The sequence below is a fragment of the Pseudomonas sp. ok266 genome (assembly GCF_900110195.1).
GTDB lineage: Bacteria > Pseudomonadota > Gammaproteobacteria > Pseudomonadales > Pseudomonadaceae > Aquipseudomonas > Aquipseudomonas neuropathica.
This window is the reverse complement of the sequence record NZ_FOCU01000017.1, coordinates 13860-36526: the sequence shown is the minus strand read 5'-3', so window position 1 is coordinate 36526 and position 22667 is coordinate 13860. Positions and strand designations below refer to the sequence as shown.

22 protein-coding genes and 1 pseudogene are annotated in these 22667 nt (G+C 59.1%); 13 read left to right on the top strand and 10 right to left on the bottom strand.

Annotated elements, in window-relative coordinates:
* Positions 1 to 46: 46 nt before the first annotated feature.
* Complete coding sequence (gene thpR / locus BMY54_RS26965) at positions 47 to 568, top strand: RNA 2',3'-cyclic phosphodiesterase (RefSeq protein ID WP_093440819.1); 522 nt, start codon at positions 47 to 49, stop codon at positions 566 to 568.
* Between the two features lie 249 nt (positions 569 to 817).
* On the opposite strand, the gene BMY54_RS26960 is transcribed toward thpR, so the two are convergent.
* From BMY54_RS26960 to BMY54_RS26935, 5 genes are all read right to left on the bottom strand, one after another.
* Entirely contained in the window at positions 818 to 1915 is a 1098-nt protein-coding gene (locus BMY54_RS26960) for a polyamine ABC transporter substrate-binding protein (RefSeq protein ID WP_093440814.1), read from the bottom strand.
* A gap of 98 nt (positions 1916 to 2013) precedes the next feature.
* A complete protein-coding gene (locus BMY54_RS26955; RefSeq protein WP_038365610.1) occupies positions 2014 to 2889 on the bottom strand; it encodes an ABC transporter permease subunit in 876 nt (291 codons plus the stop codon).
* Positions 2886 to 3800 (bottom strand): ABC transporter permease subunit, encoded by a 915-nt coding sequence (locus tag BMY54_RS26950; RefSeq protein WP_034155532.1) that lies wholly within the window; start codon positions 3798 to 3800, stop codon positions 2886 to 2888. Before BMY54_RS26950 ends, BMY54_RS26955 begins: the two co-directional genes overlap by 4 nt.
* Entirely contained in the window at positions 3797 to 4939 is a 1143-nt protein-coding gene (locus tag BMY54_RS26945) for an ABC transporter ATP-binding protein (protein ID WP_064120849.1), read from the bottom strand. The genes BMY54_RS26950 and BMY54_RS26945 overlap by 4 nt, the downstream gene beginning before the upstream one ends.
* A 363-nt stretch (positions 4940 to 5302) precedes the next feature.
* Positions 5303 to 6064: a gamma-glutamyl-gamma-aminobutyrate hydrolase family protein gene (locus tag BMY54_RS26935; RefSeq protein WP_093440805.1), complete on the bottom strand. Its 762-nt coding sequence runs from the start codon at positions 6062 to 6064 to the stop codon at positions 5303 to 5305.
* Between the two features lie 282 nt (positions 6065 to 6346).
* Between BMY54_RS26935 and BMY54_RS26930 the strand changes: the two genes are divergently transcribed.
* From BMY54_RS26930 to BMY54_RS26915, 4 genes are all read left to right on the top strand, one after another.
* On the top strand, positions 6347 to 7723 hold the full coding sequence (locus BMY54_RS26930; RefSeq protein ID WP_093440801.1) for a glutamine synthetase family protein: 1377 nt from the start codon (positions 6347 to 6349) through the stop codon (positions 7721 to 7723).
* Between the two features lie 268 nt (positions 7724 to 7991).
* A complete protein-coding gene (locus BMY54_RS26925) occupies positions 7992 to 9482 on the top strand; it encodes an aldehyde dehydrogenase (RefSeq protein WP_093440797.1) in 1491 nt (496 codons plus the stop codon).
* A 49-nt stretch (positions 9483 to 9531) separates the two neighbouring features.
* A complete protein-coding gene (locus BMY54_RS26920) occupies positions 9532 to 10815 on the top strand; it encodes an NAD(P)/FAD-dependent oxidoreductase (protein ID WP_093440793.1) in 1284 nt (427 codons plus the stop codon).
* 414 nt (positions 10816 to 11229) lie between these two features.
* A complete protein-coding gene (locus tag BMY54_RS26915; RefSeq protein ID WP_007950154.1) occupies positions 11230 to 11778 on the top strand; it encodes a cupin domain-containing protein in 549 nt (182 codons plus the stop codon).
* Between the two features lie 242 nt (positions 11779 to 12020).
* On the opposite strand, the pseudogene BMY54_RS31090 reads toward BMY54_RS26915, so the two are convergent.
* Positions 12021 to 12113: pseudogene (locus BMY54_RS31090) on the bottom strand (fructose-bisphosphate aldolase); the annotation flags it as partial.
* Positions 12114 to 12285: 172 nt separating this feature from the next.
* Between BMY54_RS31090 and BMY54_RS31085 the strand changes: the two are divergent.
* The 3 genes from BMY54_RS31085 (at position 12286) to BMY54_RS26900 (ending at position 13625) form a co-directional block, all read left to right on the top strand.
* Entirely contained in the window at positions 12286 to 12711 is a 426-nt protein-coding gene (locus tag BMY54_RS31085; RefSeq protein ID WP_093440790.1) for a hypothetical protein, read from the top strand.
* A gap of 79 nt (positions 12712 to 12790) precedes the next feature.
* Complete coding sequence (locus BMY54_RS26905) at positions 12791 to 13126, top strand: hypothetical protein (RefSeq protein ID WP_093440784.1); 336 nt, start codon at positions 12791 to 12793, stop codon at positions 13124 to 13126.
* Positions 13127 to 13325: 199 nt separating this feature from the next.
* The gene (locus tag BMY54_RS26900) at positions 13326 to 13625 is read left to right on the top strand and encodes a hypothetical protein (RefSeq protein WP_093440779.1); all 300 of its coding nucleotides are present in this window, start codon (positions 13326 to 13328) and stop codon (positions 13623 to 13625) included.
* A gap of 60 nt (positions 13626 to 13685) precedes the next feature.
* Here the strand turns inward: BMY54_RS26900 and BMY54_RS26895 are convergent, their stop codons facing one another.
* Positions 13686 to 14117: a hypothetical protein gene (locus BMY54_RS26895; RefSeq protein WP_093440774.1), complete on the bottom strand. Its 432-nt coding sequence runs from the start codon at positions 14115 to 14117 to the stop codon at positions 13686 to 13688.
* 165 nt (positions 14118 to 14282) lie between these two features.
* Here BMY54_RS26895 and BMY54_RS26890 point away from each other — a divergent pair, with 165 nt between their 5' ends.
* The 3 genes from BMY54_RS26890 (at position 14283) to BMY54_RS26880 (ending at position 16286) form a co-directional block, all read left to right on the top strand.
* Entirely contained in the window at positions 14283 to 14672 is a 390-nt protein-coding gene (locus tag BMY54_RS26890) for a hypothetical protein (RefSeq protein ID WP_093440769.1), read from the top strand.
* 15 nt (positions 14673 to 14687) lie between these two features.
* Positions 14688 to 15110 (top strand): HD domain-containing protein, encoded by a 423-nt coding sequence (locus BMY54_RS26885; RefSeq protein WP_093440765.1) that lies wholly within the window; start codon positions 14688 to 14690, stop codon positions 15108 to 15110.
* Between the two features lie 153 nt (positions 15111 to 15263).
* Positions 15264 to 16286 (top strand): AbrB family transcriptional regulator, encoded by a 1023-nt coding sequence (locus BMY54_RS26880; protein WP_093440762.1) that lies wholly within the window; start codon positions 15264 to 15266, stop codon positions 16284 to 16286.
* A 330-nt stretch (positions 16287 to 16616) separates the two neighbouring features.
* Here the strand turns inward: BMY54_RS26880 and BMY54_RS26875 are convergent, their stop codons facing one another.
* Positions 16617 to 17393 (bottom strand): NAD(P)H-dependent oxidoreductase, encoded by a 777-nt coding sequence (locus tag BMY54_RS26875; protein ID WP_093440756.1) that lies wholly within the window; start codon positions 17391 to 17393, stop codon positions 16617 to 16619.
* 85 nt (positions 17394 to 17478) lie between these two features.
* Here BMY54_RS26875 and BMY54_RS26870 point away from each other — a divergent pair, with 85 nt between their 5' ends.
* Together BMY54_RS26870 and BMY54_RS26860 are read left to right on the top strand one after the other, a co-directional pair.
* Positions 17479 to 18372, top strand: coding sequence for a LysR family transcriptional regulator (locus tag BMY54_RS26870; protein ID WP_175559673.1), 894 nt, complete (start codon positions 17479 to 17481; stop codon positions 18370 to 18372).
* Positions 18373 to 18627: 255 nt separating this feature from the next.
* Entirely contained in the window at positions 18628 to 19413 is a 786-nt protein-coding gene (locus BMY54_RS26860) for a DeoR/GlpR family DNA-binding transcription regulator (RefSeq protein WP_093440747.1), read from the top strand.
* A 133-nt stretch (positions 19414 to 19546) separates the two neighbouring features.
* Here the strand turns inward: BMY54_RS26860 and BMY54_RS26855 are convergent, their stop codons facing one another.
* Positions 19547 to 20830 carry an NAD(P)/FAD-dependent oxidoreductase gene (locus tag BMY54_RS26855; RefSeq protein WP_093440744.1) on the bottom strand — a complete coding sequence of 428 codons (1284 nt, stop codon included), beginning with the start codon at positions 20828 to 20830 and terminating at the stop codon, positions 19547 to 19549.
* A 146-nt stretch (positions 20831 to 20976) separates the two neighbouring features.
* Complete coding sequence (locus tag BMY54_RS26850; protein WP_093440731.1) at positions 20977 to 22341, bottom strand: glutamine synthetase family protein; 1365 nt, start codon at positions 22339 to 22341, stop codon at positions 20977 to 20979.
* Between the last annotated feature and the right edge of the window lie 326 nt (positions 22342 to 22667).

Sequence of the window (22667 nt, the reverse complement as noted above, 5' to 3'; positions counted from 1 at the left end):
GGCTGTGTAGAATCCGGCGGATCACTTTGAACAGGGGAGCAGGGCCATGACCGAAGAAGCGAAGCGACTGTTTTTCGCCCTCGATTGCCCGGCGGTGCAACGCAAGACAATTGCTCAGTGGCGCGGGGAGTTGGGTTTACGCACCGGTAAGCCGGTGCCTGCGGACAATTTTCACCTGACGCTGCTGTTTCTCGGCGCCGTGCCCTTGGCGCAGATCAACGAAGTCTGTGAGGCCGCCGGACAAGTGCGTACGCCGGGAGAGGCCTTGAGAATTCCGCTTGATCGACTGCAGGTCTGGCATCGCCCCGGGGTGTTGTCGCTCGCGCCCGAGCAGGCACCGCCGGCGTTGCTGCGCCTGGTCTACGCGCTGGAACAGGCGATGTTGCCGTTCGGTTTTGAAGAGACGCCCCGCGAGTTTCGTCCGCATCTGACCCTGGCCCGAGACTACCGTGCGCCAGAGCCGGAATCTGCTACGCCGCCAGAGTTTTTCCTGCGCGCTGAACGTTTTGCCTTGTTCGAATCGCACAAAGGGCGCTATCGGATCCTGCAGGACTGGTCGCTGATCTGAGGCACAAAAAAAGGCGCCCGAGGGCGCCTGAAATTCACCTTGACCGAGGAAGCCAGGTGAGGCCGTTCATTGCAGGGTGCAGCGGTGGTAAGGCGCTGCGTGAACGGGAAATCATAAATTTCTTCGAGTCAGCCACTGACCCTGTGGGAGCGAGCTTGCTCGCGAAGGCGTCGGCACATCCAACATCTTTAGCGGTTGTTCACCCGCTTTCGCGAGCAAGCTCGCTCCCACATTTGGATTTTCGCTGGCTTACTTACCGAGTTTCACCCGGGTCCAGCCACGGGTCATGATTCGCTGTGTGGCAATCGGCTGATCCGGCACCGCATACAGCGTCGCCATCACCGCTTGCGACGGGTACGACCCCGGGTCGTTGCGGATCGCTTCATCCACCAATGGCGTCGCCGCCGCATTGGCGTTGCTGTAGCCGTTGCTGTTGGTGATCTCGGCGATGATCTCCGGGCGCATCAGGAAGTCCATGAACAGGTAGGCGTTCTCGACGTTCGCCGCATCGCGCGGGATCGCGACCATGTCGTAGAAGCTGCCGGCGCCTTCCTTGGGAATGCTGTAGTCGATCACCACGTTGTTGCCCGATTCCACCGCGCGGGCCTTGGCCTGCAGCACGTCGCCGGAGTAACCGACCGCCACGCAGATGTTGCCGTTGGCCAGATCGGAGATGTATTTCGAGGAGTGGAAGTACGCCACGTTCGGGCGGATCTTCATGAACAGCGCCTCGGCTTCCTTGATGTGCGCGGTGTCCTTGTCGTTCACCGGGTAGCCCAGGTAGTGCAGGGCGGCCGGGATCATTTCGGTCGGCGAATCGAGGAAACTGATGCCGCAGGCTTTGAGTTTTTCAGCGTTTTCCGGTTTGAACAGCAAGTCCCAGGAGTTGGTCGGGGCGTTGGCGCCGAGCACTTCCTTGACCTTGGCCGGGTTGAAGCCGATGCCGATCGAGCCCCACATGTACGGGAACGCGTGGGCGTTGTCCGGATCACTGGCGGCGGCGTTTTTCAGCAGCACCGGGTTGAGATTCTTCCAGTTCGGCAGCTTGGATTTGTCCAGCGTCTGATAGACGCCGGCCTTGATCTGCTTGGCCAGGAAACTGTTCGACGGCACGACCAGGTCGTAGCCGGATTTGCCCGCCAACAAACGCGCCTCAAGGGTTTCGTTGCTGTCGAAGACGTCGTAGGTCACGCGGATACCGGTCTCGTCTTCGAACTTCTTGACCGTATCCGGCGCGATGTAATCGGACCAGTTGTAAACACGCAGCACCTTGTCGTTGGCCTGGGCGCCCATGACCATCGCGCCCATTAAGGACAGTGTCAGCAGAGTCCTGCCAAACATTTTCATCGGTACAACTCCATTCTTTTTATTCACGTTACGCAAAGCCCCCTCACCCTAACCCTCTCCCAGGGGGAGAGGGGACTGACCGAGGGGCTGACTACAGGTTAAGCGGTTGCTGCGGATTGCTGAGGCTGCCACGACTCGTTTGCGGTCTGATCCATCGCTTCCTGAATCGCTCGTTTGCGATTGGCTTCTGCCTTGCGGCCGAAGTACCAGACCAGGAAGGTCACCAGCGACACCGCCAGCAGAATCAGGCTGGCCACGGCGTTGATCTCAGGCTTGACGCCCAGACGCACCGCCGAGAACACTTCCATCGGCAGGGTCGTCGAACCCGGCCCGGAAACGAAGCTTGCCAACACCAGGTCATCCAGCGACAGAGCGAACGACATCATCCCGCCCGCCGCCAGCGACGGCGCGATCATCGGAATGGTGATCAGGAAAAACACCTTGAACGGTTTCGCGCCGAGATCCATCGCCGCTTCTTCGATCGACAGATCCAGCTCGCGGAGGCGGGCGGAGACTACCACCGCGACATAAGCGGCACAAAACGTGGTGTGGGCGATCCAGATCGTGACGATGCCACGCTCCTGTGGCCAGCCGATCAACTGCGCCATGGCCACGAACAGCAGCAACAGCGACAGACCGGTGATCACTTCAGGCATCACCAACGGCGCGGTGACCAGACCACCGAACAGCGTGCGACCCTTGAAGCGCGTGACGCGGGTCAGCACGAAAGCGGCGAGGGTGCCCAGCGCCACGGCAGCAATCGCCGTGTAGCAGGCGATTTCCAGCGAGCGCACCACTGAGCCCATCAGTTGCGTGTTGTCGAGCAAACCGACGTACCACTTCACCGACCAGCCGCCCCAGACTGTCACCAGTTTGGATGCGTTGAACGAGTAGATCACCAGAATCAGCATCGGCAGATAAATGAACATCAGGCCGAAGATCAACATGAACTTGGAAAAACCGAAGCGTTTCATCCCCGTGCCTCCATCTCTTTGGCCTGGCTGCGGTTGAACAGCAGAATCGGCACAATCAGGATCAACAGCATCACCACCGCCAAGGCAGACGCCACCGGCCAGTCGCGGTTATTGAAGAACTCTTGCCACAGCACGCGACCGATCATCAGGGTCTCCGGGCCACCCAACAGTTCCGGAATCACGAACTCACCGACCACCGGAATGAACACCAGCATGCAGCCGGCAATAATCCCGTTCTTGGCCAGCGGCACGGTGATTTTCCAGAAGTTGTTGAAGTTGCTCGAACCCAGGTCCTGCGCGGCTTCCAGCAGGCTGCCATCGTGCTTGACGAGGTTGGCGTACAGTGGCAACACCATGAACGGCAGGTAGGCGTAAACCACGCCGATATACACAGCCGTGTTGGTGTTGAGGATCTCGATCGGGTGATCGGTCAACCCCGTCCACATCAAAAACGCGTTGAGCAGACCGTTGTTGCTGAGGATGCCCATCCACGCATAAACGCGGATCAGGATCGCGGTCCAGGTCGGCATCATGATCAACAGCAGCAGGACGTTTTGCGTTTCCTTGCCGGTCTTGGTGATCGCGTAGGCCATCGGGAAACCGATCAGCAGGCACATCATCGTGCTCAGTGCCGCCACCTTCAGCGAACCGAGGTAGGCCGACAGGTACAGCTCGTCTTCGCCGAGCATGGTGTAGTTGCCGATGTTGAGCATCAGCTGGAATTTCTGTTCGGCGTAGGTGTAGATCTCCGAATACGGCGGGATCGACAGCGCGGCTTCCGAGAAACTGATCTTCATCACCAGAAAGAACGGCAGCATGAAGAACAGGAACAGCCAGATGAACGGAATGCCGATCACCAGTTTTCGCCCGCTGGGCACCAGGCGCAGGAATTGCTGATTGAAGGTTCTCATGAGCGCAGTACCACGCCGCTGTCGTCTTCCCACCAGACGTAAACCTTGTCGTCCCAGGTCGGACGCGCGCCACGGCGTTCGGCGTTGGCCATGAACGACTGGACGATTTTGCCGCCGGGCAATTCGACGTAGAACACCGAGTGACCGCCGAGGTAGGCGATGTCATGCACCTTGCCTTCGGACCAGTTGTAGCGGAACTCCGGCTTGGTCGTGCTGACAAGCATTTTTTCCGGACGGATCGCGTAGGTGACCGATTTGTCCTGCACGGAGGTGCTGACGCCGTGACCGACGTAGATCTTCTGTTCCAGGTCCGGGCTGTGGATGATCGCGTGACCTTCAAGGTCTTCCACCACGGTGCCGTCGAAGGCGTTCACGTTACCGATGAACTCGCAGACCATGCGGCTGACCGGCGCTTCATAAATGTCGACCGGGCTGCCGATCTGGGCGATCCAACCGAGGTGCATGATCGCGATGCGCTCGGCCATGGTCATGGCCTCTTCCTGGTCGTGAGTCACCATCACGCAGGTTACGCCGACGCGTTCGATGATCTGCACCAGTTCCAGTTGCATCTGCGAACGCAGCTTTTTATCCAGCGCGCCCATCGGCTCGTCGAGCAGCAACAGCTTCGGACGCTTGGCCAGCGAGCGGGCGAGGGCGACGCGCTGACGCTGACCGCCGGACAACTGGTGCGGACGGCGTTTGGCGTATTGGGTCATGTGCACCAGACGCAGCATTTCATCGACACGGGCGTCGATTTCACTGGCCGGCAAACGGTCCTGCTTGAGGCCGAAGGCGATGTTCTGCGCGACGGTCATGTGTGGGAACAGCGCGTAGGACTGGAACATCATGTTGATCGGCCGCTCGTACGGCGGCATGTCGGTGATGTCCACGCCGTCGAGCAGAATCCGCCCTTCGGTCGGCCGCTCGAAACCGGCGAGCATGCGCAGCAGGGTCGATTTGCCCGAACCGGAGCCGCCGAGCAGGGCGAAGATTTCGCCCTGATGGATCTCCAGGGACACATCGTCCACTGCCACGGTTTCGTCGAACTTCTTGGTGACACGATCGACTTTCACCAGCACCTTTTTCGGTTGCTGATGACCTTCAAGTGCCTTCCTGTAAGTGCTGGAGGCGTTTGCCATGTGAAACTCCCAACAGGTTTCGTTCGCCTGGCCAATGTGGCCGGGCTTAAGTGGATTGCAAGCCTGCAGGTGCATTCCCGGTCGGATCACATCCCCCTGTGGGAGCGAGCTTGCTCGCGAAAACGTCGTGTCAGTCGACGTCGTTGTTGCCTGACACACCGCTTTCGCGAGCAAGCTCGCTCCCACAGGGTATTGCATTGATCTGAAGGTCTTGCTCCCGCCGTCCGGCTTGGTCGGCGCCGCCGTCCTGGCTGCCTGGGTCGTACTTGTTGTTATTACGGGTGTTGTTCACGAATGACGGATGCGCAAAGGCACACCCGACGTCCGTGGGGGCAGTAAATCGTTACGGATTCTTGGGTTGAGTCAGCGCTGGTTGCGCCGCGTCGCCCGTAGCCGGCAAGCCGCGCCGAAGGCCTGGAAAATCTTCAGGTAGTTCGGGTTGTCCAGTACTTGCCATTCCGGGTGCCATTGCACGCCGAGGGCGAAGGTCGGGCTGTGCTCGACCGAGATCGCTTCGATCAAGCCGTCCGGCGCCACCGCTTCGGCACGCAGGCCGGGCGCGAGACGATCGATGCCCTGGCTGTGAATCGAATTGACCTGGAACTCACCCGGCAACCCCAGCGCTTCGAACACGCCGCCGCTCAATACCGTCACCGCGTGAGCCGGTGCGTATTGCACGGCCACGTCAGGGCTGTCGGCTTCACGGTGATCGAGCATGCCCGGCAGCTCATGCACCTTCTGATGCAGGCTGCCGCCGAACGCCACGTTCATTTCCTGGAAGCCCCGGCAAATGCCGAGCACCGGAACGCCCGCCGCAATGGCTGCACGCAATAAAGGAAGGGTGGTGGCATCCCGCGCCGGATCGTGATCCGTGCCGGGGGCGCTGGCCGGGCCTTGATAGTGGAAAGGTTCCACGTTCGAGGGCGAGCCGGTCAGCAGCAGACCGTCGAGTTGACCGAGCAGGTCTTCGATTTCAGTCAGGTTGCCAAGGGAAGGAATGACCACTGGCAACCCGTTAGCGCCAACGCTGACAGCACGTACGTACTTGTCGCCGCTGATGTGATAGGGGTGCAGGCCAATCTGTTTGACGCACGCAGTAACGCCGATCAATGGCTTGAATGCCATTTTTATTCACCTCGAAGTTTGACACTTGAACGAGCTTTTCCGGAGCTTAGCCTCGTTGATTTTAATTAACAACTGCCATGTAAAAAATTCTAAACGCCGTTCATCATATCTTCATGATTTCCGGAGCTGTGACCCCTGCATTGGCACGCAAGTGTTAAAAAAAGCCCGAAAAATAAACCCTGAGCGGCCATCTGTTCGCTATTGACTTCACTTTGCCGTTCGGGTTGACTGGCTCGGCGAAACAGCAGTGAACATAATAATTAACAGCTAAATAGGTGCATCATGTCGGTCCCTCTGCGTACCGTTCAACTCAACGAAGCAAACGCATTCCTTAAGAAATATCCTGAGGTTTTGTACGTCGACCTTCTGATTGCGGATATGAACGGTGTGGTGCGCGGCAAGCGCATCGAACGCACCAGTCTTCATAAGGTTTACGAGAAAGGCATCAACCTGCCGGCCTCGCTTTTCGCGCTCGATATCAATGGCTCCACGGTGGAAAGCACCGGCCTGGGTCTGGACATCGGCGACGCTGACCGTATTTGCTACCCGATCCCCGGCACCCTGAGCATCGAGCCGTGGCAGAAGCGCCCAACCGCACAACTCTTGATGACCATGCACGAGATCGAAGGCCAGCCGTTCTTCGCTGACCCGCGTGAAGTGCTGGCCAACGTCGTGCGCAAATTCGACGACCTCGGCCTGACCATCTGCGCGGCATTCGAACTCGAGTTCTATCTGATCGACCAGGACAACGTGAACGGTCGTCCGCAATCGCCACGTTCGCCGGTGTCCGGCAAGCGCCCGGTGTCGACTCAGGTGTACCTGATCGACGACCTCGACGAATACGTCGATTGCCTGCAAGACATCCTCGAAGGCGCGAAAGAGCAGGGCATCCCGGCTGACGCGATCGTCAAGGAAAGCGCCCCGGCGCAGTTCGAAGTCAACCTGCATCACGTCTCCGACCCGATCAAGGCGTGCGACTACGCCGTCCTGCTCAAGCGTCTGGTGAAGAACATCGCCTACGACCATGAGATGGACACCACCTTCATGGCCAAGCCGTATCCGGGCCAGGCGGGCAACGGTCTGCACGTGCACATTTCGATCCTGGACAAAGAGGGCAACAACATCTTTGCCAGCGAGGATCCCGAGCAGAACGCCGCACTGCGTCACGCGATCGGCGGTGTGCTGGAGACCCTGCCTGCGCAAATGGCGTTCCTCTGCCCGAACGTCAACTCGTACCGCCGTTTTGGCGCGCAGTTCTACGTACCGAACTCGCCGAGCTGGGGCATCGACAACCGCACCGTTGCGGTCCGTGTGCCAACCGGTTCGGCCGATGCTGTGCGTATCGAGCATCGCGTCGCCGGTGCTGACGCCAACCCGTACTTGCTGATGGCGTCGGTGCTGGCCGGTGTTCACCACGGTCTGACCAATCAGATCGAGCCGGGCGCCCCGGTGGAAGGCAACAGCTACGAGCAGAACGAGCAGAGCCTGCCGAACAACCTGCGCGACGCACTGCGCGAGCTGGACGACAGCGAAGTCATGGCCCGCTACATCGACCCGATGTACATCGACGTGTTTGTCGCGTGTAAAGAGAGTGAGCTGGCCGAGTTTGAGAACTCGATTTCTGACCTTGAGTACAACTGGTATCTGCATACGGTGTGATTGGCTGAGGCCCTCAAAAGCTGAAGAGCCCCTCACCCTAACCCTCTCCCGGAGGGAGAGGGGACTGATCCGGGGATGCTCGGGCAATCCGCTGACCTGAACGATTTTTGCCGAATCCATATTCGACTCGGTCGTTCAGGTCGGTGCAGATCCCAAGACACTTCGGTCGGTCCCCTCTACCCCCGGGAGAGGGCTAGGGTGAGGGCAGCCATCTCAACCCAGACACAGCAACCCGACACCCCCAATCCCCCCTTGTCGAGCCACAACAATGACAACGACCCGCAACGACTGGGAACAACGCTTCCAGTCCCTGACCATCGAAGCCCGCGCGTTCATCAACGGTGAATACCGCCCGGCCATCAGTGGCGACACCTTCGAATGCCTGAGCCCCGTCGACGGCCGTTTCCTCGCCTCCGTGGCCAGCACCGATGAAGCCGACGCCAACCTCGCCGTTGAAGTTGCGCGCCAGTCTTTTGAGTCCGGCGTGTGGGCGAAAAAGGCCCCGGCCGAGCGCAAGCGCATTCTGATTCGCTTCGCCGATCTGATCCTGCAGAACCAGGAAGAACTGGCGCTGCTGGAAACCCTCGACATGGGTAAACCGATCAGCGATTCGATGAACATCGACATCCCGGCGACCGCCAACGCGATCCGCTGGAGTGCCGAAGCCATCGACAAGATCTACGACGAAGTTGCTGCCACCCCGCACGATCAACTCGGTCTGGTCACCCGTGAACCCTCCGGCGTGGTTGCGGCCATCGTGCCGTGGAACTTCCCGCTGATCATGGCCAGCTGGAAGTTCGCGCCGGCACTGGCAGCAGGCAACTCGTTCATCCTCAAGCCCTCGGAAAAATCGCCGCTGACCGCGATCCGTATCGCTCAGCTTGCGCTGGATGCCGGCATTCCGAAAGGCGTGTTCAACGTGCTGCCAGGTTTCGGCCACACCGTCGGCAAGGCGCTGGCGTTGCACATGGACGTCGACGTGCTGGCCTTCACCGGCTCCACGGCGATTGCCAAGCAACTGATGATTTATGCCGGGCAAAGCAACATGAAACGCGTCTGGCTCGAAGCCGGGGGCAAGAGCCCGAACGTGGTGTTTGCCGACGCCCCGGACTTGCGCGCGGCAGCACAAGCCGCGGCCGGCGCCATTGCCTTCAACCAGGGCGAAGTGTGCACCGCCGGTTCGCGTCTGCTGGTCGAGCGCTCGATTCGCGAGCAATTCATTCCGCTGTTGGTGGAAGCGCTGCAAGCGTGGAAACCCGGTCATTCACTGGATCCGGCGACCACCGTCGGCGCCGTGGTCGATCAGCGTCAACTCGATAACGTGCTGCGCTACATCAGCATCGGTCGCGAGCAGGGCGCCGAACTGATCGCCGGCGGCCAACGCACCCTCGAAGAAACCGGCGGCCTCTATGTGCAACCGGCGCTCTTCGACGGCGTGACCAACGCGATGACCATCGCCCAGGAAGAAATCTTTGGCCCAGTGCTGTCGCTGATCACCTTCGACACCGCCGAAGAAGCGCTGCAGATCGCCAACGACAGCATCTTCGGCCTCGCCGCTGGCGTGTGGACCAGCAACCTCAGCAAGGCGCACACCTTCGCTCGTGGTCTGCGTGCCGGCAGCGTCTGGGTCAACCAGTACGACGGTGGCGACATGACCGCACCGTTCGGTGGTTTCAAGCAGTCGGGCAACGGTCGCGATAAATCGCTGCACGCGTTCGACAAGTACACCGAGCTGAAAGCGACCTGGATCAAGCTCTGACTCTATTACAGCGGTGGTCGCCTTCTATTGGCGGCCCTCGGAGAAACGTATGAAACAGCAACACGTAAACAGCTACTACGCCGCCACTCGCAACGAAGTCATCGACTTTCCGGTTCTGGAAGAGTCGGTCGAGTGCGATGTCTGCATTATCGGCGCCGGCTACACCGGCCTGTCCTCGGCGCTGTTCCTCACCGAAGCCGGCTACAAAGTGACGGTGCTGGAAGCGGCGAAAGTCGGCTACGGCGCCAGTGGTCGCAACGGCGGTCAACTGGTCAACTCGTATAGCCGCGACGTCGACGTGATCGAAGAGCGCTACGGCGACAAGACTGCGGAAATCCTCGGCAGCATGATCTTCGAAGGTGCCGACATCATCCGTTCGCGCATCAAGGAATACGACATCAAATGCGACTACCGCCCGGGCGGTATCTTCGCAGCGATGAACAAGAAACAACTCAACGGTCTGGCTGAGCAGAAGCGCGGCTGGGAGCGTTATGGCAACCGCAATCTGAAGATGCTCGACGCAGCGGATATCCGTCGTGAAGTTGGCTCCGATGCTTACGTTGGTGGTCTGCTCGACATGCAGGGCGGCCACGTTCACCCGCTGAACCTGGCCCTCGGTGAAGCGGCTGCGATCACGCGTTTGGGCGGCAAGATCTACGAGCAATCAGCGGCTGTAGAAATCAAATACGGCGAGCCCAACGTCGTGCGCACCGCCAAAGGTCAGGTCCGCGCCAAGTACCTGCTGATCGCCGGCAACGCCTACCTGCCGCAAGGTCTGGATAATCGCGTAACCGCGAAAAGCATGCCGTGCGGCTCGCAGATCGTCGTCACCGAACCGCTGACCGAGAAGCAGGCGCGCAGCCTGATCACCAACAACTACTGCGTCGAAGACTGTAACTATCTGCTGGATTACTACCGCCTGACTGCCGACAACCGTCTGCTTTACGGCGGCGGTGTGGTCTACGGCGCACGCGAACCCGACGACATCGAACAACTGATCCGCCCGAAGATCCTCAAGACCTTCCCGCAGCTCAAAGACGTGAAAATCGACTACCGCTGGACCGGCAACTTCCTGCTGACCATGTCACGCATGCCGCAATTCGGCCGCATCGAGAAAAACGCCTACTACATGCAAGGCTACAGCGGCCACGGCGTTACCTGCTCGCACCTGGCCGGCAAGCTGATCTCGGAAATGATCCGTGGCGACGCCGAACGTTTCGATGCTTTCGCATCGCTGCCGCACATGCCAATGCTCGGCGGCCGCACGTTCTCCGCGCCGCTCACCGCCCTCGGCGCCGTCTACTACTCGCTGCGCGACCGTTTCGGCATCTAGGTTACCTCCCCGGCGGCGGCCCCAAGACCCCGCCGGTTTTTTACCTGATACACCAAATATCAAAATGTAGGAGTGAGCCTGCTCGCGATGAGGCCAGCCCAGCCACCATCCCTCCCACAGAAACACCACAAACCCTGTGGGAGCGAGCTTGCTCGCGAAGGCGGTTATCCAGTCAAAAATAATGGTGAATGTGCCGCCCAATCGCGAGCAGGCTCACTCCTACAGGTCCGTATTACCAAGGCCAGAGGGACTTTTATCCCTCCGTCCATCGAACCTGCTGAGCAACACCGGCAAACGTGATTTAATAGCCGCCTTTCACGGTTCCGGGACACGGGAGCAACGTGATCCGCGCCCCTCGCGCGGCACCCGCCACCCACCCCCATCGCCCTTAAGTCGTTCTCACATAAGGCAGTCATGGATACGGGTTCTCGACTCAAACTAGTACGCGAAAGCTACAAACTCTCCCAGCGTGAGCTGGCCCGGCGTAGCGGCGTGACCAATGCCACCATCTCCCTGATCGAACAGAATCGCGTCAGCCCCTCCGTCAGCTCACTGAAAAAGCTGCTCGAAGGCATACCGATGTCCCTGGCCGACTTCTTCACCTTCGACCAACCCCCGCGCGAACACCAATACGTCTTCCGCGCCAACGAACAACCCGACCTCGGCCGCCACGGCCTGCGCCTGCTGCTGATCGGCGCCTCGGTGCCAAGTCGTCAGATGCGCTTGCTGCGTGAGCAATACGCACCGGGTGCGAGTTCCGGGGAAGAGCCGATTGTGCATGCTGAGGGCGAGGAGTGTGGGCTTGTCACCCGTGGCACGGTGGAGTTGACCGTGGATGGGTCGGTGAGTGTGTTGAATGCGGGGGATGGGTATTATTTTCCGACCACGCTGCCGCATAAGTTTCGGAATATCGGGGCGGATGAGGCTGAGATTATTAGTGCGAATACGCCAGCGAATTTCTAATTAATGAGGGCAGCCATAAGGCTGCCCTCATCAGGTGTCATTTAGAATAGAAGACGGCTATGCAAGATTTTTTAATCATGCCGTTTCCGAAGAATCAGTTTTTTCCAGGAAAAAACGAAAAGGTGACAGATCTATTTATAAAGTGATCTGTCACCAGTGCGGATTATTTCTTTTTAGGTTTGCCTGCATCACTTCGCTAATGCGTGGAGTAGGAATGCCCGCGCTTTCCTTACCTGTTCTTTTTAAGAGGCGGGCTCAAACCCCCGCTGCTCAATCATCCGAAACACATCACTCACATCCTGCACCAGGATCCTGGCGATGCTCTCGACGGACGAATCCCCTCACCACACGGCGCGTTTTCCTGCGCCTTTTTCAGAACTCAAATCCGCACACACCTCAATTTGAACTTTCCTAAAAAACGATGTCAATTTGATGGCGTGTCGCGACGCTCATTGAACAGGATCAACCAGTGCCAGGCTGTTTCCTGGCAACCCAAGGAAGTGTGTGATGAGACTATTACTCGCCATGTTGTTGATGTTCAGCAGTTACACGTTCGCCAGTTGCGGCAACATCGACGACCACGATCAGCGGACCTATTGCAATGCGAGGGAGAGCGGCAGCAGTTGCGGCAATATCGATAATCACGATTTGCGCGCCTCGTGCAACGCCGAGTTGGGAGGCAGCTCCTGCGGCAACATCGATGACCATGATCAGCGCGCCTACTGCAACGCGAAGAAGAGCGGCAGCAGTTGCGGCAATATTGATAATCACGACTTGCGTGCGCGGTGCAATGCGGAGCAGGGCAACAGTTCCTGCGGCAACATCGATGACCATGATCAACGAGCCTATTGCAACGCCACGACCGGCGGCAGCAGTTGCGGGAATATCGACAACCATGACCTGCGCACCCGCTGCGAAGCCCTGAAACGTTGAACCTTGCAGATCAGTTCGAATTGATGGCATTACGATATCAATGATAGAGTCCCGGGCCATTTTTCCAAGGAAGAACACTGTGCTACGTAATCGTCTTTTTGTATGTGCTGCATTACTTACTTGCAGCTTTTCCGCACAAGCCATCTCAAAAACCGAATATCTGAAAGGCTGCAAGATCCTGGAAAACGCCGCGATGGTCGTGATGCAGGCGCGTCAGGATGGTGCGCCCATGGCGACGCTTTGGGATATATCGGAAAAAAATGAGAATAAGTTGATCACCAAGATGTATCAGAGGCTCATTCAAGATGCATATGAAGAGCCACGGCGCGAAACCGCAGAGCAGCAAACGGCCGCGACCACTGAATTCCAGAACAAATACTTCTCTGCCTGCTTGGTCAGTACGCCCAAAGAATAAGTGCCAATTGAAAGATTCTGCACAGCCAGTGTGAAGCGATGAAGCGCTGATATCCGGTACCTGTCACCAATAGGGGAAACCGATGCCTGAACAGGCGTCGGTTTTTTTTGCCTAAACCATGACCATTCATCCGATACACCGCACCTTCACGCCAGCCGGTCTTCCAATGCTGTAAATCACCTAGCAAAGGAAAAGCATTATGCTGAACCATAAAATTGCGGTGTTTACACTCGCGGCGCTTATCTCCGGCAGTTCGCTATATGCAATTGCGGCTGGCGAAACGTCCACCCCGACGGCAAACGATGGCAGCAGCCAGACGCGGGAGCCAGCTTCGCCCGCTACGAATGCCGATCCGGACGCCAATGCGCTGCCCCCAGGCGCGGATGGCGGTAAAACCGACAATGGGCCAGTGCCCGCTGGTTCCAAGCCGAGTGGCGCGGGTCAGGGCGGAGGCAGTAGCAGCGGTGGTGGCAACGGCGGCAGCGGAGGTGGCAGCTAGTCAATGGTGTGCGTTTGAAAAACCCGGCCTTGAGCCGGGCTTTTAATGCCTGCCAGACTCTTACTTCGTTTTCCAATGCCCACCACCATTCTCACAATCAATCCGCGCCTGAGCCAAATGTTCTACGTCGTAGTAATACGTGGTCACTTGTGCGTTGTCGGGGATGTTCAGGGCTTTGGCGTTTTTGTCCTTGCTGGTGGAGTGCGGGTTGGCCAGAGATTCCTGGGTAATCGTGGCGATACATGTAGCCTGATAGTGATCGGCGCAGTGCTCGACCTTTGTTTTGGTGCTGCTGAGCATGTCTTTGCTTTCGTTACTGCATGACCAGTCGATTGAGTTCACCGGCATGCCTTCGTATTCATAACAACTGTGGCTTTCGACCGACGGCACTGAGGCGCTGGAGGATTGGGTCTGGACGTCGCAGCCTTCGGCCATGACGCATGTGGGGATGATGGCGAAGGTGGCGATCAGAAGCAGGAAGCGAATGTTCATCGGGGTTTCCTCTTCAAAGGCGCCGTGTCTGATCGGTGATTTGGCGCTAATACAGATTCGAGATTCTGTGGAGGAGGGAGGTTCCATCGGGTTTTTGATTTGCTCCCGTCGCGTACACTGCGAAACAATCAGAAACATTAGCGCCCAAGGAATGGAATATTGCCCATGATCGAAATCGGCAGCCGCAACAACGCGCTCCCCTCACAACATCCATTTCACGACATCTACCTGTTTCACATTGACCCTGATAAGCCAGACACGCCTTTCTGTTTCGAGCAGTCGATGGCCGGCGGGCATATGGAACATGGCGGTGCCCGCTGGTTGGCGCTGGATGAGCTGGAAGCTTGGCCCGGCGAGTGGCGTGAGCATCTGAAAAAGGCTGATTGCGCGTGGGTTGCCGAGTTGATCGATGCTCATCCGAAAGCCGATCAGGCTACCTTGGTGTCGTTGATTCTTCAGCGTCATTCCGGGCCTGCGAAGCCCATCGGACGCCTGAGGGCAATCGGCAACTGGCTCAAACGCAACATCCATGTCGGCGGCCGCTACGGCGTCTAACCCTCGGAGATTTTCATGACCCAGACCCTCGAACGCGCTATCGCCATCGCCGCCACGGCCCACGCCGGGCAGGTCGACAAGGGCGGTGCGCCGTACATTCTGCATCCGCTGAAAGTCATGTTACGGATGAGCACGCTGGAAGAACGCATCGTTGCCGTGCTGCATGACGTGGTTGAGGATTGTGGTGTCAGCCTCGATGACTTGCGCAAGGAAGGTTTCAGCGAGGAAGTTTTGAGCGCTATCGAATCCGTGACCAAAGTGCCGGGCGAGTCCTATGAAGACTTCGTCGACCGCGCCGCGCAGAACCCAATTGGCCGGGTGGTGAAATTGGCGGATCTGGAAGAGAACAGCGACCTGTCGCGGATTGCCTCGCCGAGTTGGGAAGATCTGGAGCGAATCGAAAAGTATCGAAGGGCGATTGCACGGTTGCGTATGTGAACGAAATCCCTGTGGGAGCGAGCCTGCTCGCGAAGGCGTCGAGTCAGTGACTTATTTGCGACTGGCAAGACGCTTTCGCGAGCAGGCTCGCTCCCACAGGGACTAATCATTATTGGGTGATGTTGGGTCAGTTTATTAGCCAGGAAGGCGACTATGAAATCCATTCTCTGTTTGTTGATGGCTGCCGGTTTCGGCGCGCTGTTGCAGTTCGAAGGCGTACCCCATGGCCTGCTGTTGGGTTCGATTGTCGTTACCGCATTGTTTGCCAGCAAAACGGGTATCGCCCCGGCAACTCCTTATGGACTGGGCTACATCCAGGTCACGCTGGGCATCGCCACCGGGCTGATGTTCGAAGCGTGGGACAGCGAGACGGCCTCGACGATGTTGCCGAGCCTCGGCGTGTTGCTGATTTGCCTGGCAGTGCAGATCGCATTGGCCGGATGGTGGCTGACGCGCGGTGCAGGCTGGAATCGCACTGATGCGCTGTTGGCGGTTTATCCCGGTGCGCTGGCCGCAGTGTTCGATTTACTCGAGTCGGAGAAAGCGTCGAGCAAGGTCATCATCGTGCATCTGATGCGCTTGCTGCTCATCACGGTGTTGGTGAGTTTCTTGATTCCCGGTCAAGCCGCTGCCGTGGCGGTTGCCGATGGCGACCCTTTGACGACAGGCATGGCGCTGACCGCGTTTTCGGTCATCGCGTTGAGCGTGCTGCTCGGGCGCTTGCTGCTGGTGATCGGCGTACCGGCGCCGTTCATGCTCACGGCGATCATCATTACGGCGGTGTTTGTGAAATCGGGATGGTTGCACGGGTTTCACATGCCGGACTGGAGTCTGAACCTGGCGGCGCTGATTCTCGGCGTGCGGATCGGCTCACGGTTTCAAGGTCTCGGCTTCGCGGAGCTGACGCGTCACGGCCGCACGGCGTTGGTCTCGGTTGGGTTGATGATCGTGGTTGCGGCTGTGTTTGCTGAAGTCGCGGCGCGCTGGTTGGGCTGCGATCCGCTGTCGCTATGGCTGGCGTATATGCCGGGGGCGATTGAGACGATTGCGATTGTCGCGTTTGGTGGCGGGCTGAATGTGGTGTTTATTCTGACGCATCATTTGAGCCGGATGGTGTTGTTGCATTTCGCGCCGGCGTTGTTGGTGCAAGTGCGGCGGGCGCGCGAAGAGGCCTGACCGGAGCCACTGATGCCTGCATGTTGCGGCGTGTCAGTTAGATCCATCCCCCTCACCCCAGCCCTCTCCCCCAGGGGGGCGAGGGGGAAGGGAGCCGATCTCGGTGCCTTTCAAAATCTGAGTTCAACTCGAGATATCAGGTCGGTGTGGCGCGAAAAAGCAACTCGGTCAGTCCCCTTTCTCCCAGGTGGGCGAGGGGGAAAGGGAGCCGATTGTGGGCTGTTCGAAATTTGAGTTCGGCTCGATATACCAGGTCGGCGTAACTCGAACATCCAACACGGTCGGCTCCCTCTCCCTCTGGGAGAGGGCTGGGGTGAGGGCAATGCGGCGCTAGCGGATGTGTGCTTGGAAGCCTTCGCTATCCGGCGCGATATCGCTCTTCAAGGTCATAGCAGGAATCTCATATTCCCCACCATTCTGCTGCCGAAACCCAATCGGCCGTGCACTCCACAACTCATCCAGCCGCCGCCCCAGCTCATCACAAGTCTCGGCATACCGCGCCGCATCCATCCGACTGGTCCGATACACCACAAACGGTGGCACCACTTCAAAACCGGGGTAATACAAAATCCCGTGCTGGATCGGAAACAACAAATCATCCATCGGCCCGTTAATCCCACGCGGTGCGTAGTGCGATTCCCAGCCGCCGGTGGTGACCATCAATATCGCCCGTTTGCCTTGCATTTTCCCTTCGCCATAACGCTCGCCCCAACGACTGTCGGAATGCTCACCGACGCCATAGGCAAAACCGTAGGCGTACACCCGATCGACCCAGCCTTTGAGAATGGCCGGCATGGTGAACCACCAGAGTGGAAACTGCAGGATCAGCGCGTCAGCCCATAGCAGTTTTTCCTGCTCACGGGCGATGTCGGCAGCCTGAGAGCCTTCGGCGTAGGCGACTTTCGAGTCGAGCGAGGCGTGGAACGGTTTCGTCGCATCGCGCTGCGGGGCGTCGTCGGCGTCGAGGGTGGCTTTCCAGTTCATTGCATAAAGGTCGGAGACCTGCACGGTGTGACCGGCGGCTTGCAGGCGCTGGACGCTGAAGTCGCGCAGCGAGCCGTTGAGGGAGGTCGGTTCTGGATGGGCGTAAACGAGTAAGACGTTCATGTTGAAGCTCCGTTAGCTGAGTAACAGCAGGATCGGCGTTCAACCGGTATATTGGAAATGAATGTCTAACATGTCTGGTATAGCCATGAATAATTTGAGACGGCTGGATATCAACCTGCTGCTGACCCTCGATGTGTTGCTGTCGGAGCACAACGTCACCCGCGCGGCGCAACGCCTGAACCTGTCGCAGCCTTCGGTGAGTGTGCATCTGGCCAAGTTGCGCGACGTCTTTGGCGATCCGCTGCTGTTGCCCGGACCGCGCGGCATGCGCCCGACGGCGCGCGCCGATGAGTTGCGTGAGCCGTTGCGCGAAGCGTTGGAGGCGTTGGAGAGAGCGGTGGCGCCGGCCAGTGCGTTCGACCCGGCGCAGGCGACGCACACCTGGAAGATCGCCGCGACCGATTACGGCGAGTCGACGGTGGTGCTGCCGGCGCTGAGCAGCTTGCGTGAGCAGGCACCGGGCACGCGTCTGGCGGTGATCGATCTGACGCCGGCGCATTTGGTTAAACAGGCCGAGCAGGGCGTCTTCGATCTGGCGCTGCACATCAGCGAAGACGCGCCGCCGGATTTGCATCGGCGACCACTGTTCACCGAACGTTATGTGCTCGCCGGTAGAGTCGGGCATCCAGATTTGATGCATGCGCCGAGCCGCGAACAGTTCTGTGCGCTGGAGCACGTGATGGTGTCGCGCGAGGGCGGGGGCTTTTTCGGGGTGACTGACCGGACGTTGGCCGATGTCGGGCTGATGCGCAAAGTGGTGTTGTCGGTGCCGCACTTTCTGATGGCGATGTCGGTGTTGGCGAGCACCGATCTGGTGGCGATGCTGCCGTCACGTCTGGTGCGTGGCAACCCGGCCTTGCAAGTGGTCGATGCGCCGCTGCAAGTGCCAGGCTACGAGATGGCGATGTTCTGGGGTGAACGTTCGCACCGCGATCCGGCGCACAAATGGCTGCGTGAGCATTTGCTGGCGTCGGTCTGAGGCGCTGTCAGGCGTGGCCGAGGGCAATCGCAAACGACACGACGATCATGCACGCAAACGCAAAATTGAGATTCATGAGGTGTTCATCCTGAGCCTTTTAGAGTGGGGCCATTCTGAACAGGTTGAAAGCAAAGAAAAAATTCGCCTTGTTGATTCCAATGATCGAAACGATTGATACCCCGCCGGTTTGTGTTTGCTCAGGGCTTTGGCTAAGCTCGCACAAACCTGCAACTACAAGCATAAACAGGCATAACCATGCACGATCATTCCGCGGCTGAACTGCCATCCCTGCGCCGGCAGAAAATCCTTTTGCTCCTTGAGCGTGACGGCAAGGTCATGGCCTCCGAATTGAGTCAGCACTTTGCGGTGTCCGAAGACACCATCCGCCGCGATCTCGCCGAACTGGACAATGGCGGGCTGGTGCAGCGTGTCCACGGCGGCGCGTTGCCGCGTCCAAAAGACTCCGGCAAGGACTATTTCACCCGGCTGGACGAGACCGATGAGGTGAAAATCCGTTTGGCGCAAAGAGCGGCGCAGGAGATTGAGGACGGGCAGATTGTGCTGTTCGATTCCGGCTCGACCACGCTGCAAGTGGCGCGCTCGTTACGTGCCGATATCAGCATCACGGCGGTGACCGCTTCACCGATGACGGCAATTGCCTTGTCTGAATTCAAGGGTGTGAAAGTGATTCTCGCCGGCGGCCAGTTGAACCCGCGAACGATGGCGGCGGGTGGGCATGAGGCGCTGCGGCTGCTGGCGGGGATCAAGGCGGATCTGGCGATTACCGGGGTGTGCGCGATTCATCCGGAGGTGGGGATTACCTCGCTGCATTTCGATGAAGTGCCGGTGAAGCAGGCGATGCTGGAGGGCGCGACGCGGGTGATAGCGGTGACTTCGGCGGACAAGTTGGGAGCGGTGGAGCCGTTTGTGGTGGCGCCTTGTACGCGCCTGCATACGCTGATTACCGAACGGCATGTGGCGTCGGGGAGTGTCGAGGATTATCGGCGGTTGGGGATTGTCGTCGAGCAGTTGCCGGATTGAGGTTTTGCGGTGGTTTTGATGGCCCCTTCGCGAGCAAGCTCGCTCCCACATTCGAACGCGTTTCTGAGATAGAACTCGATCAACTGTGGGAGCGAGCTTGCTCGCGAAGGGGCCGGTATATTCAACACATGTTTCAGCGCAGGCGCTCGAGCATCTGGTAATACCACATCCCCGCCGCCAGCAACGGGTTACCGAGCAAATCCCCCATCGGCACACGAATGTGCTGACACGCGGCAAACGTATCGAACTGCTCCATCTGCCCGGTGATCGCGCGGCTCATGATTTCGCCCATGATGTGCGTCGTCGCGATGCCGTGCCCCGAATAGCCCTGGCAATACCAGACGTTGTCCGAGAGCTTGCCCAGTTGCGGAATGCGGTTGATGACGATGCCCATCGCGCAGCTCCACTGGTAATCGATCTGCACGCCTTTGAGCGCCGGGAAGGTTTGCTCGATGCACGGGCGCAGTTCGGCGGCGATGTCCCGTGAATCCTTGCCGCTGTAGTTGGCGCCACCGCCGAACAACAAACGGCCGTCGGCGGTGAGGCGGTAGTAGTCGAGGACGAAGCGGCAGTCGTACACCGCGAGGTCTTCGGGGTTGATCTGTTTTGCCAGATCGCCCAGTGGCGCGGTGGTGACAATGCCGCCCATGGCCGGGAAAATCTTGCCCTTGAGCTGTCCCGGTTCGAGCTTGTGATAGACGTCGCCGGCGAGCATCACCTGCTTGGCGTCGATCTGGCCGTGGGCGGTTCTTACGCTAGGCGTAGCACCGTGAATGATCTCCAGCACTTCGCTGTTTTCAAAGATCAGCGCACCGAGACTTTCCGCCGCCCGTGCTTCACCGATGCACAGGTTGAGCGGATGCAGATGCATGTTGCGGGTATTCTTGATTGCGCCGTGATAGAGGTCGCTTTGCAGCAGATCACGCACCTGGCTGCGGTCGAGCAGGCTGACTTCATCGCCTAATCCGCGACGCACGGCTTCTTCATAATCCTTGCGCAAGTCGGTCATGTGGCTGGGTTTGTACGCGGCGTGTAAATGGCCGTGTTTGAGATCGCATTGAATGCCGTACTTGTCGACGCGTTGCTGGATGATTTCATGTCCGCGCCAGCGCAGGTGCCAGATGAAATCATCGACGTCATCGCCGAGTTTCGGACGCATCTGTTTGCGCATCGCACCATCGCCGGAAAGGCTGCCGGTGACTTGTCCGCCGTTGCGCCCGGTGGCGCCCCAGCCGATCTTGTGGCTTTCGACGATGGCGACTTTCAGGCCTTTTTCGGCGAGTTCGACGGCAGTGGCGACGCCAGTGAAGCCGCCGCCGATGATCACCACATCGACAGTGTGTCGGCCTTGCAGGGTCGGGTAGTCGGTGTCCTGATTGAGGGTGGCGGTGTAGTAGGAATTGCAGCGTTCGGTCATGTCAGTGTCCACACAAATTCTTAGGTTGTACGCGGTCCCTGTAGGAGTGAGCCTGCTCGCGATAGCGGTGTGTCATTCACAGATGATTTGACTGACATGGCCTCATCGCGAGCAGGCTCACTCCTACAGGGGGTAGTGGTGAGTCTTCAGGCCTCGGTGAGATACCAGCGCCAATCCTGCTCACCCACCTCCGCCATGAACTGCCGGTACTCTGCACGCTTCACCGCCAGATACACCCCGAGAAATTCCCGCCCCAAGGCATCCCGCGCCCACACCGAATTCTCCAGTGCCTGCAGCGAGGTCAGCCAATCGGTCGGCAGCAATTCCTTCGCCTGCGCATAGCCATTGCCTTCAACCGGAGCGCCCGGATCAAGGTCTTCACGAATGCCACGATGAATACCGGCAAGGATCGCCGCCGCAGCCAGATACGGGTTGGCATCGGCGCCGCAGATGCGGTGTTCAATGTGCCGGGTATTGGCCGGGCCACCGGGTACGCGCAGGCTGACGGTGCGGTTATCGACGCCCCATGTCGGCGCCAGCGGCGCGTAGCTGTTGGCCTGAAACCGTCGATACGAGTTGGCGTTCGGGCAGAACAGCAGCAACGAGTCGAGCAAGGACGCGAGCATGCCGCCAATCGCCGTGCGCAGCAGCGGGGTGCCGGCCGGGTCTTCGGAGGCGAACAGATTGTGCCCCGCGCCATCGGCCAGACTGACATGCATGTGCATGCCGGTGCCGGCCAGATCATCGAACGGCTTGGCCATGAAGGTCGCCTGCATGCCGTGCTTGTGGGCGATGGCTTTGACCAGACGTTTGTAGCGCACGGCCTGATCCATCGCCTCCAGCGCGTCGCCATGTTCGAGGGTGATTTCCACCTGGCCCGGCGCGTATTCGGAGATCGCCGTGCGCGCCGGAATACCGTGCAGTTTGCAGGCGCTGTAGAGGTCGGCGAGGAATGGTTCGATCTGTTCCAGCTCGCGCAAACCATAAACCTGCGTATGTCGCGGTCGACCACCGTCAGCGTCCAGCGCCGGTTGCGGGCGACCGTTGTGATCGCGTTTGGCGTCGAGCAGATAGAACTCCAGTTCACACGCCATCACCGGGTGATAACCCTCGGCCTTGAGCCCGTCGATAACCTTGATCAGCAAGTGTCGCGGGTCGGCGATGCTCGCGGGCATGCCCTCGGTCGGGTGCATGCTGACCTGCACGGCGGCGGTCGGAATCTTGCGCCATGGCAGGCGCACCAGACTGCCTTCCAGCGGATAGGCGCGGCAGTCGATGTCGCCGACATCCCAGACCAGACCGGAGTTCTCGACGTCTTCACCCTGTACGGTCAGACCGAGGATGGTGCTGGGTAGTGGCCGACCGCTTTGGTACACGGCGAGCAGTTCTTCACGGTGCAACAGCTTGCCGCGTGGCACGCCGTTGGCGTCGAGAATGAACAACTCGATCATGTCGATATCGGGGTTCTGGTCAAGGAACAGGCGTGCGTCTTCGATGGCTGCGAATTTCATAATCAATCACTCACGATGGCGCCGCACAGGCGCGCAGATTCGGGCCGGACACGACGCGACAAAAAGGCGTAGGTGTCCTGGCAGGGATATCAAGAAGTAGGGGACTGTCGCGGTTCTTTAACGGACGCGATCAGACAGACCGGGCGATATCCGGCGGGCGTGCGGAGTGACGCAGCTTGGAACGGCGCAGGGCCATGGGGAGATTGACGATACGATTCATACGCCGCCCCTGTGGGAGAGGGCGCGCAGGGTAGAGACGTTCAACGATTTTCGTTGTTGTGGTGACGTACTCATAACGCGTGTTTCCGTTGGCGGAAAACGTCGGT

Coding starts and splice junctions, on each gene's coding strand:
- BMY54_RS26880 (WP_093440762.1), top strand. CDS start 15,264: ATGAAATCCATTCTCTGTTTGTTGATGGCTGCCGGTTTCGGCGCGCTG.
- BMY54_RS26850 (WP_093440731.1), bottom strand. CDS start 22,341: ATGAAATTCGCAGCCATCGAAGACGCACGCCTGTTCCTTGACCAGAAC.
- BMY54_RS26945 (WP_064120849.1), bottom strand. CDS start 4,939: ATGGCAAACGCCTCCAGCACTTACAGGAAGGCACTTGAAGGTCATCAG.
- BMY54_RS26915 (WP_007950154.1), top strand. CDS start 11,230: ATGGATACGGGTTCTCGACTCAAACTAGTACGCGAAAGCTACAAACTC.
- BMY54_RS26900 (WP_093440779.1), top strand. CDS start 13,326: ATGCTGAACCATAAAATTGCGGTGTTTACACTCGCGGCGCTTATCTCC.
- BMY54_RS26920 (WP_093440793.1), top strand. CDS start 9,532: ATGAAACAGCAACACGTAAACAGCTACTACGCCGCCACTCGCAACGAA.
- BMY54_RS26860 (WP_093440747.1), top strand. CDS start 18,628: ATGCACGATCATTCCGCGGCTGAACTGCCATCCCTGCGCCGGCAGAAA.
- BMY54_RS26855 (WP_093440744.1), bottom strand. CDS start 20,830: ATGACCGAACGCTGCAATTCCTACTACACCGCCACCCTCAATCAGGAC.
- BMY54_RS26875 (WP_093440756.1), bottom strand. CDS start 17,393: ATGAACGTCTTACTCGTTTACGCCCATCCAGAACCGACCTCCCTCAAC.
- BMY54_RS26885 (WP_093440765.1), top strand. CDS start 14,688: ATGACCCAGACCCTCGAACGCGCTATCGCCATCGCCGCCACGGCCCAC.
- BMY54_RS26935 (WP_093440805.1), bottom strand. CDS start 6,064: ATGGCATTCAAGCCATTGATCGGCGTTACTGCGTGCGTCAAACAGATT.
- thpR (WP_093440819.1), top strand. CDS start 47: ATGACCGAAGAAGCGAAGCGACTGTTTTTCGCCCTCGATTGCCCGGCG.
- BMY54_RS26930 (WP_093440801.1), top strand. CDS start 6,347: ATGTCGGTCCCTCTGCGTACCGTTCAACTCAACGAAGCAAACGCATTC.
- BMY54_RS26960 (WP_093440814.1), bottom strand. CDS start 1,915: ATGAAAATGTTTGGCAGGACTCTGCTGACACTGTCCTTAATGGGCGCG.
- BMY54_RS26925 (WP_093440797.1), top strand. CDS start 7,992: ATGACAACGACCCGCAACGACTGGGAACAACGCTTCCAGTCCCTGACC.
- BMY54_RS26950 (WP_034155532.1), bottom strand. CDS start 3,800: ATGAGAACCTTCAATCAGCAATTCCTGCGCCTGGTGCCCAGCGGGCGA.
- BMY54_RS26870 (WP_175559673.1), top strand. CDS start 17,479: ATGAATAATTTGAGACGGCTGGATATCAACCTGCTGCTGACCCTCGAT.
- BMY54_RS26895 (WP_093440774.1), bottom strand. CDS start 14,117: ATGAACATTCGCTTCCTGCTTCTGATCGCCACCTTCGCCATCATCCCC.
- BMY54_RS31085 (WP_093440790.1), top strand. CDS start 12,286: ATGAGACTATTACTCGCCATGTTGTTGATGTTCAGCAGTTACACGTTC.
- BMY54_RS26890 (WP_093440769.1), top strand. CDS start 14,283: ATGATCGAAATCGGCAGCCGCAACAACGCGCTCCCCTCACAACATCCA.
- BMY54_RS26955 (WP_038365610.1), bottom strand. CDS start 2,889: ATGAAACGCTTCGGTTTTTCCAAGTTCATGTTGATCTTCGGCCTGATG.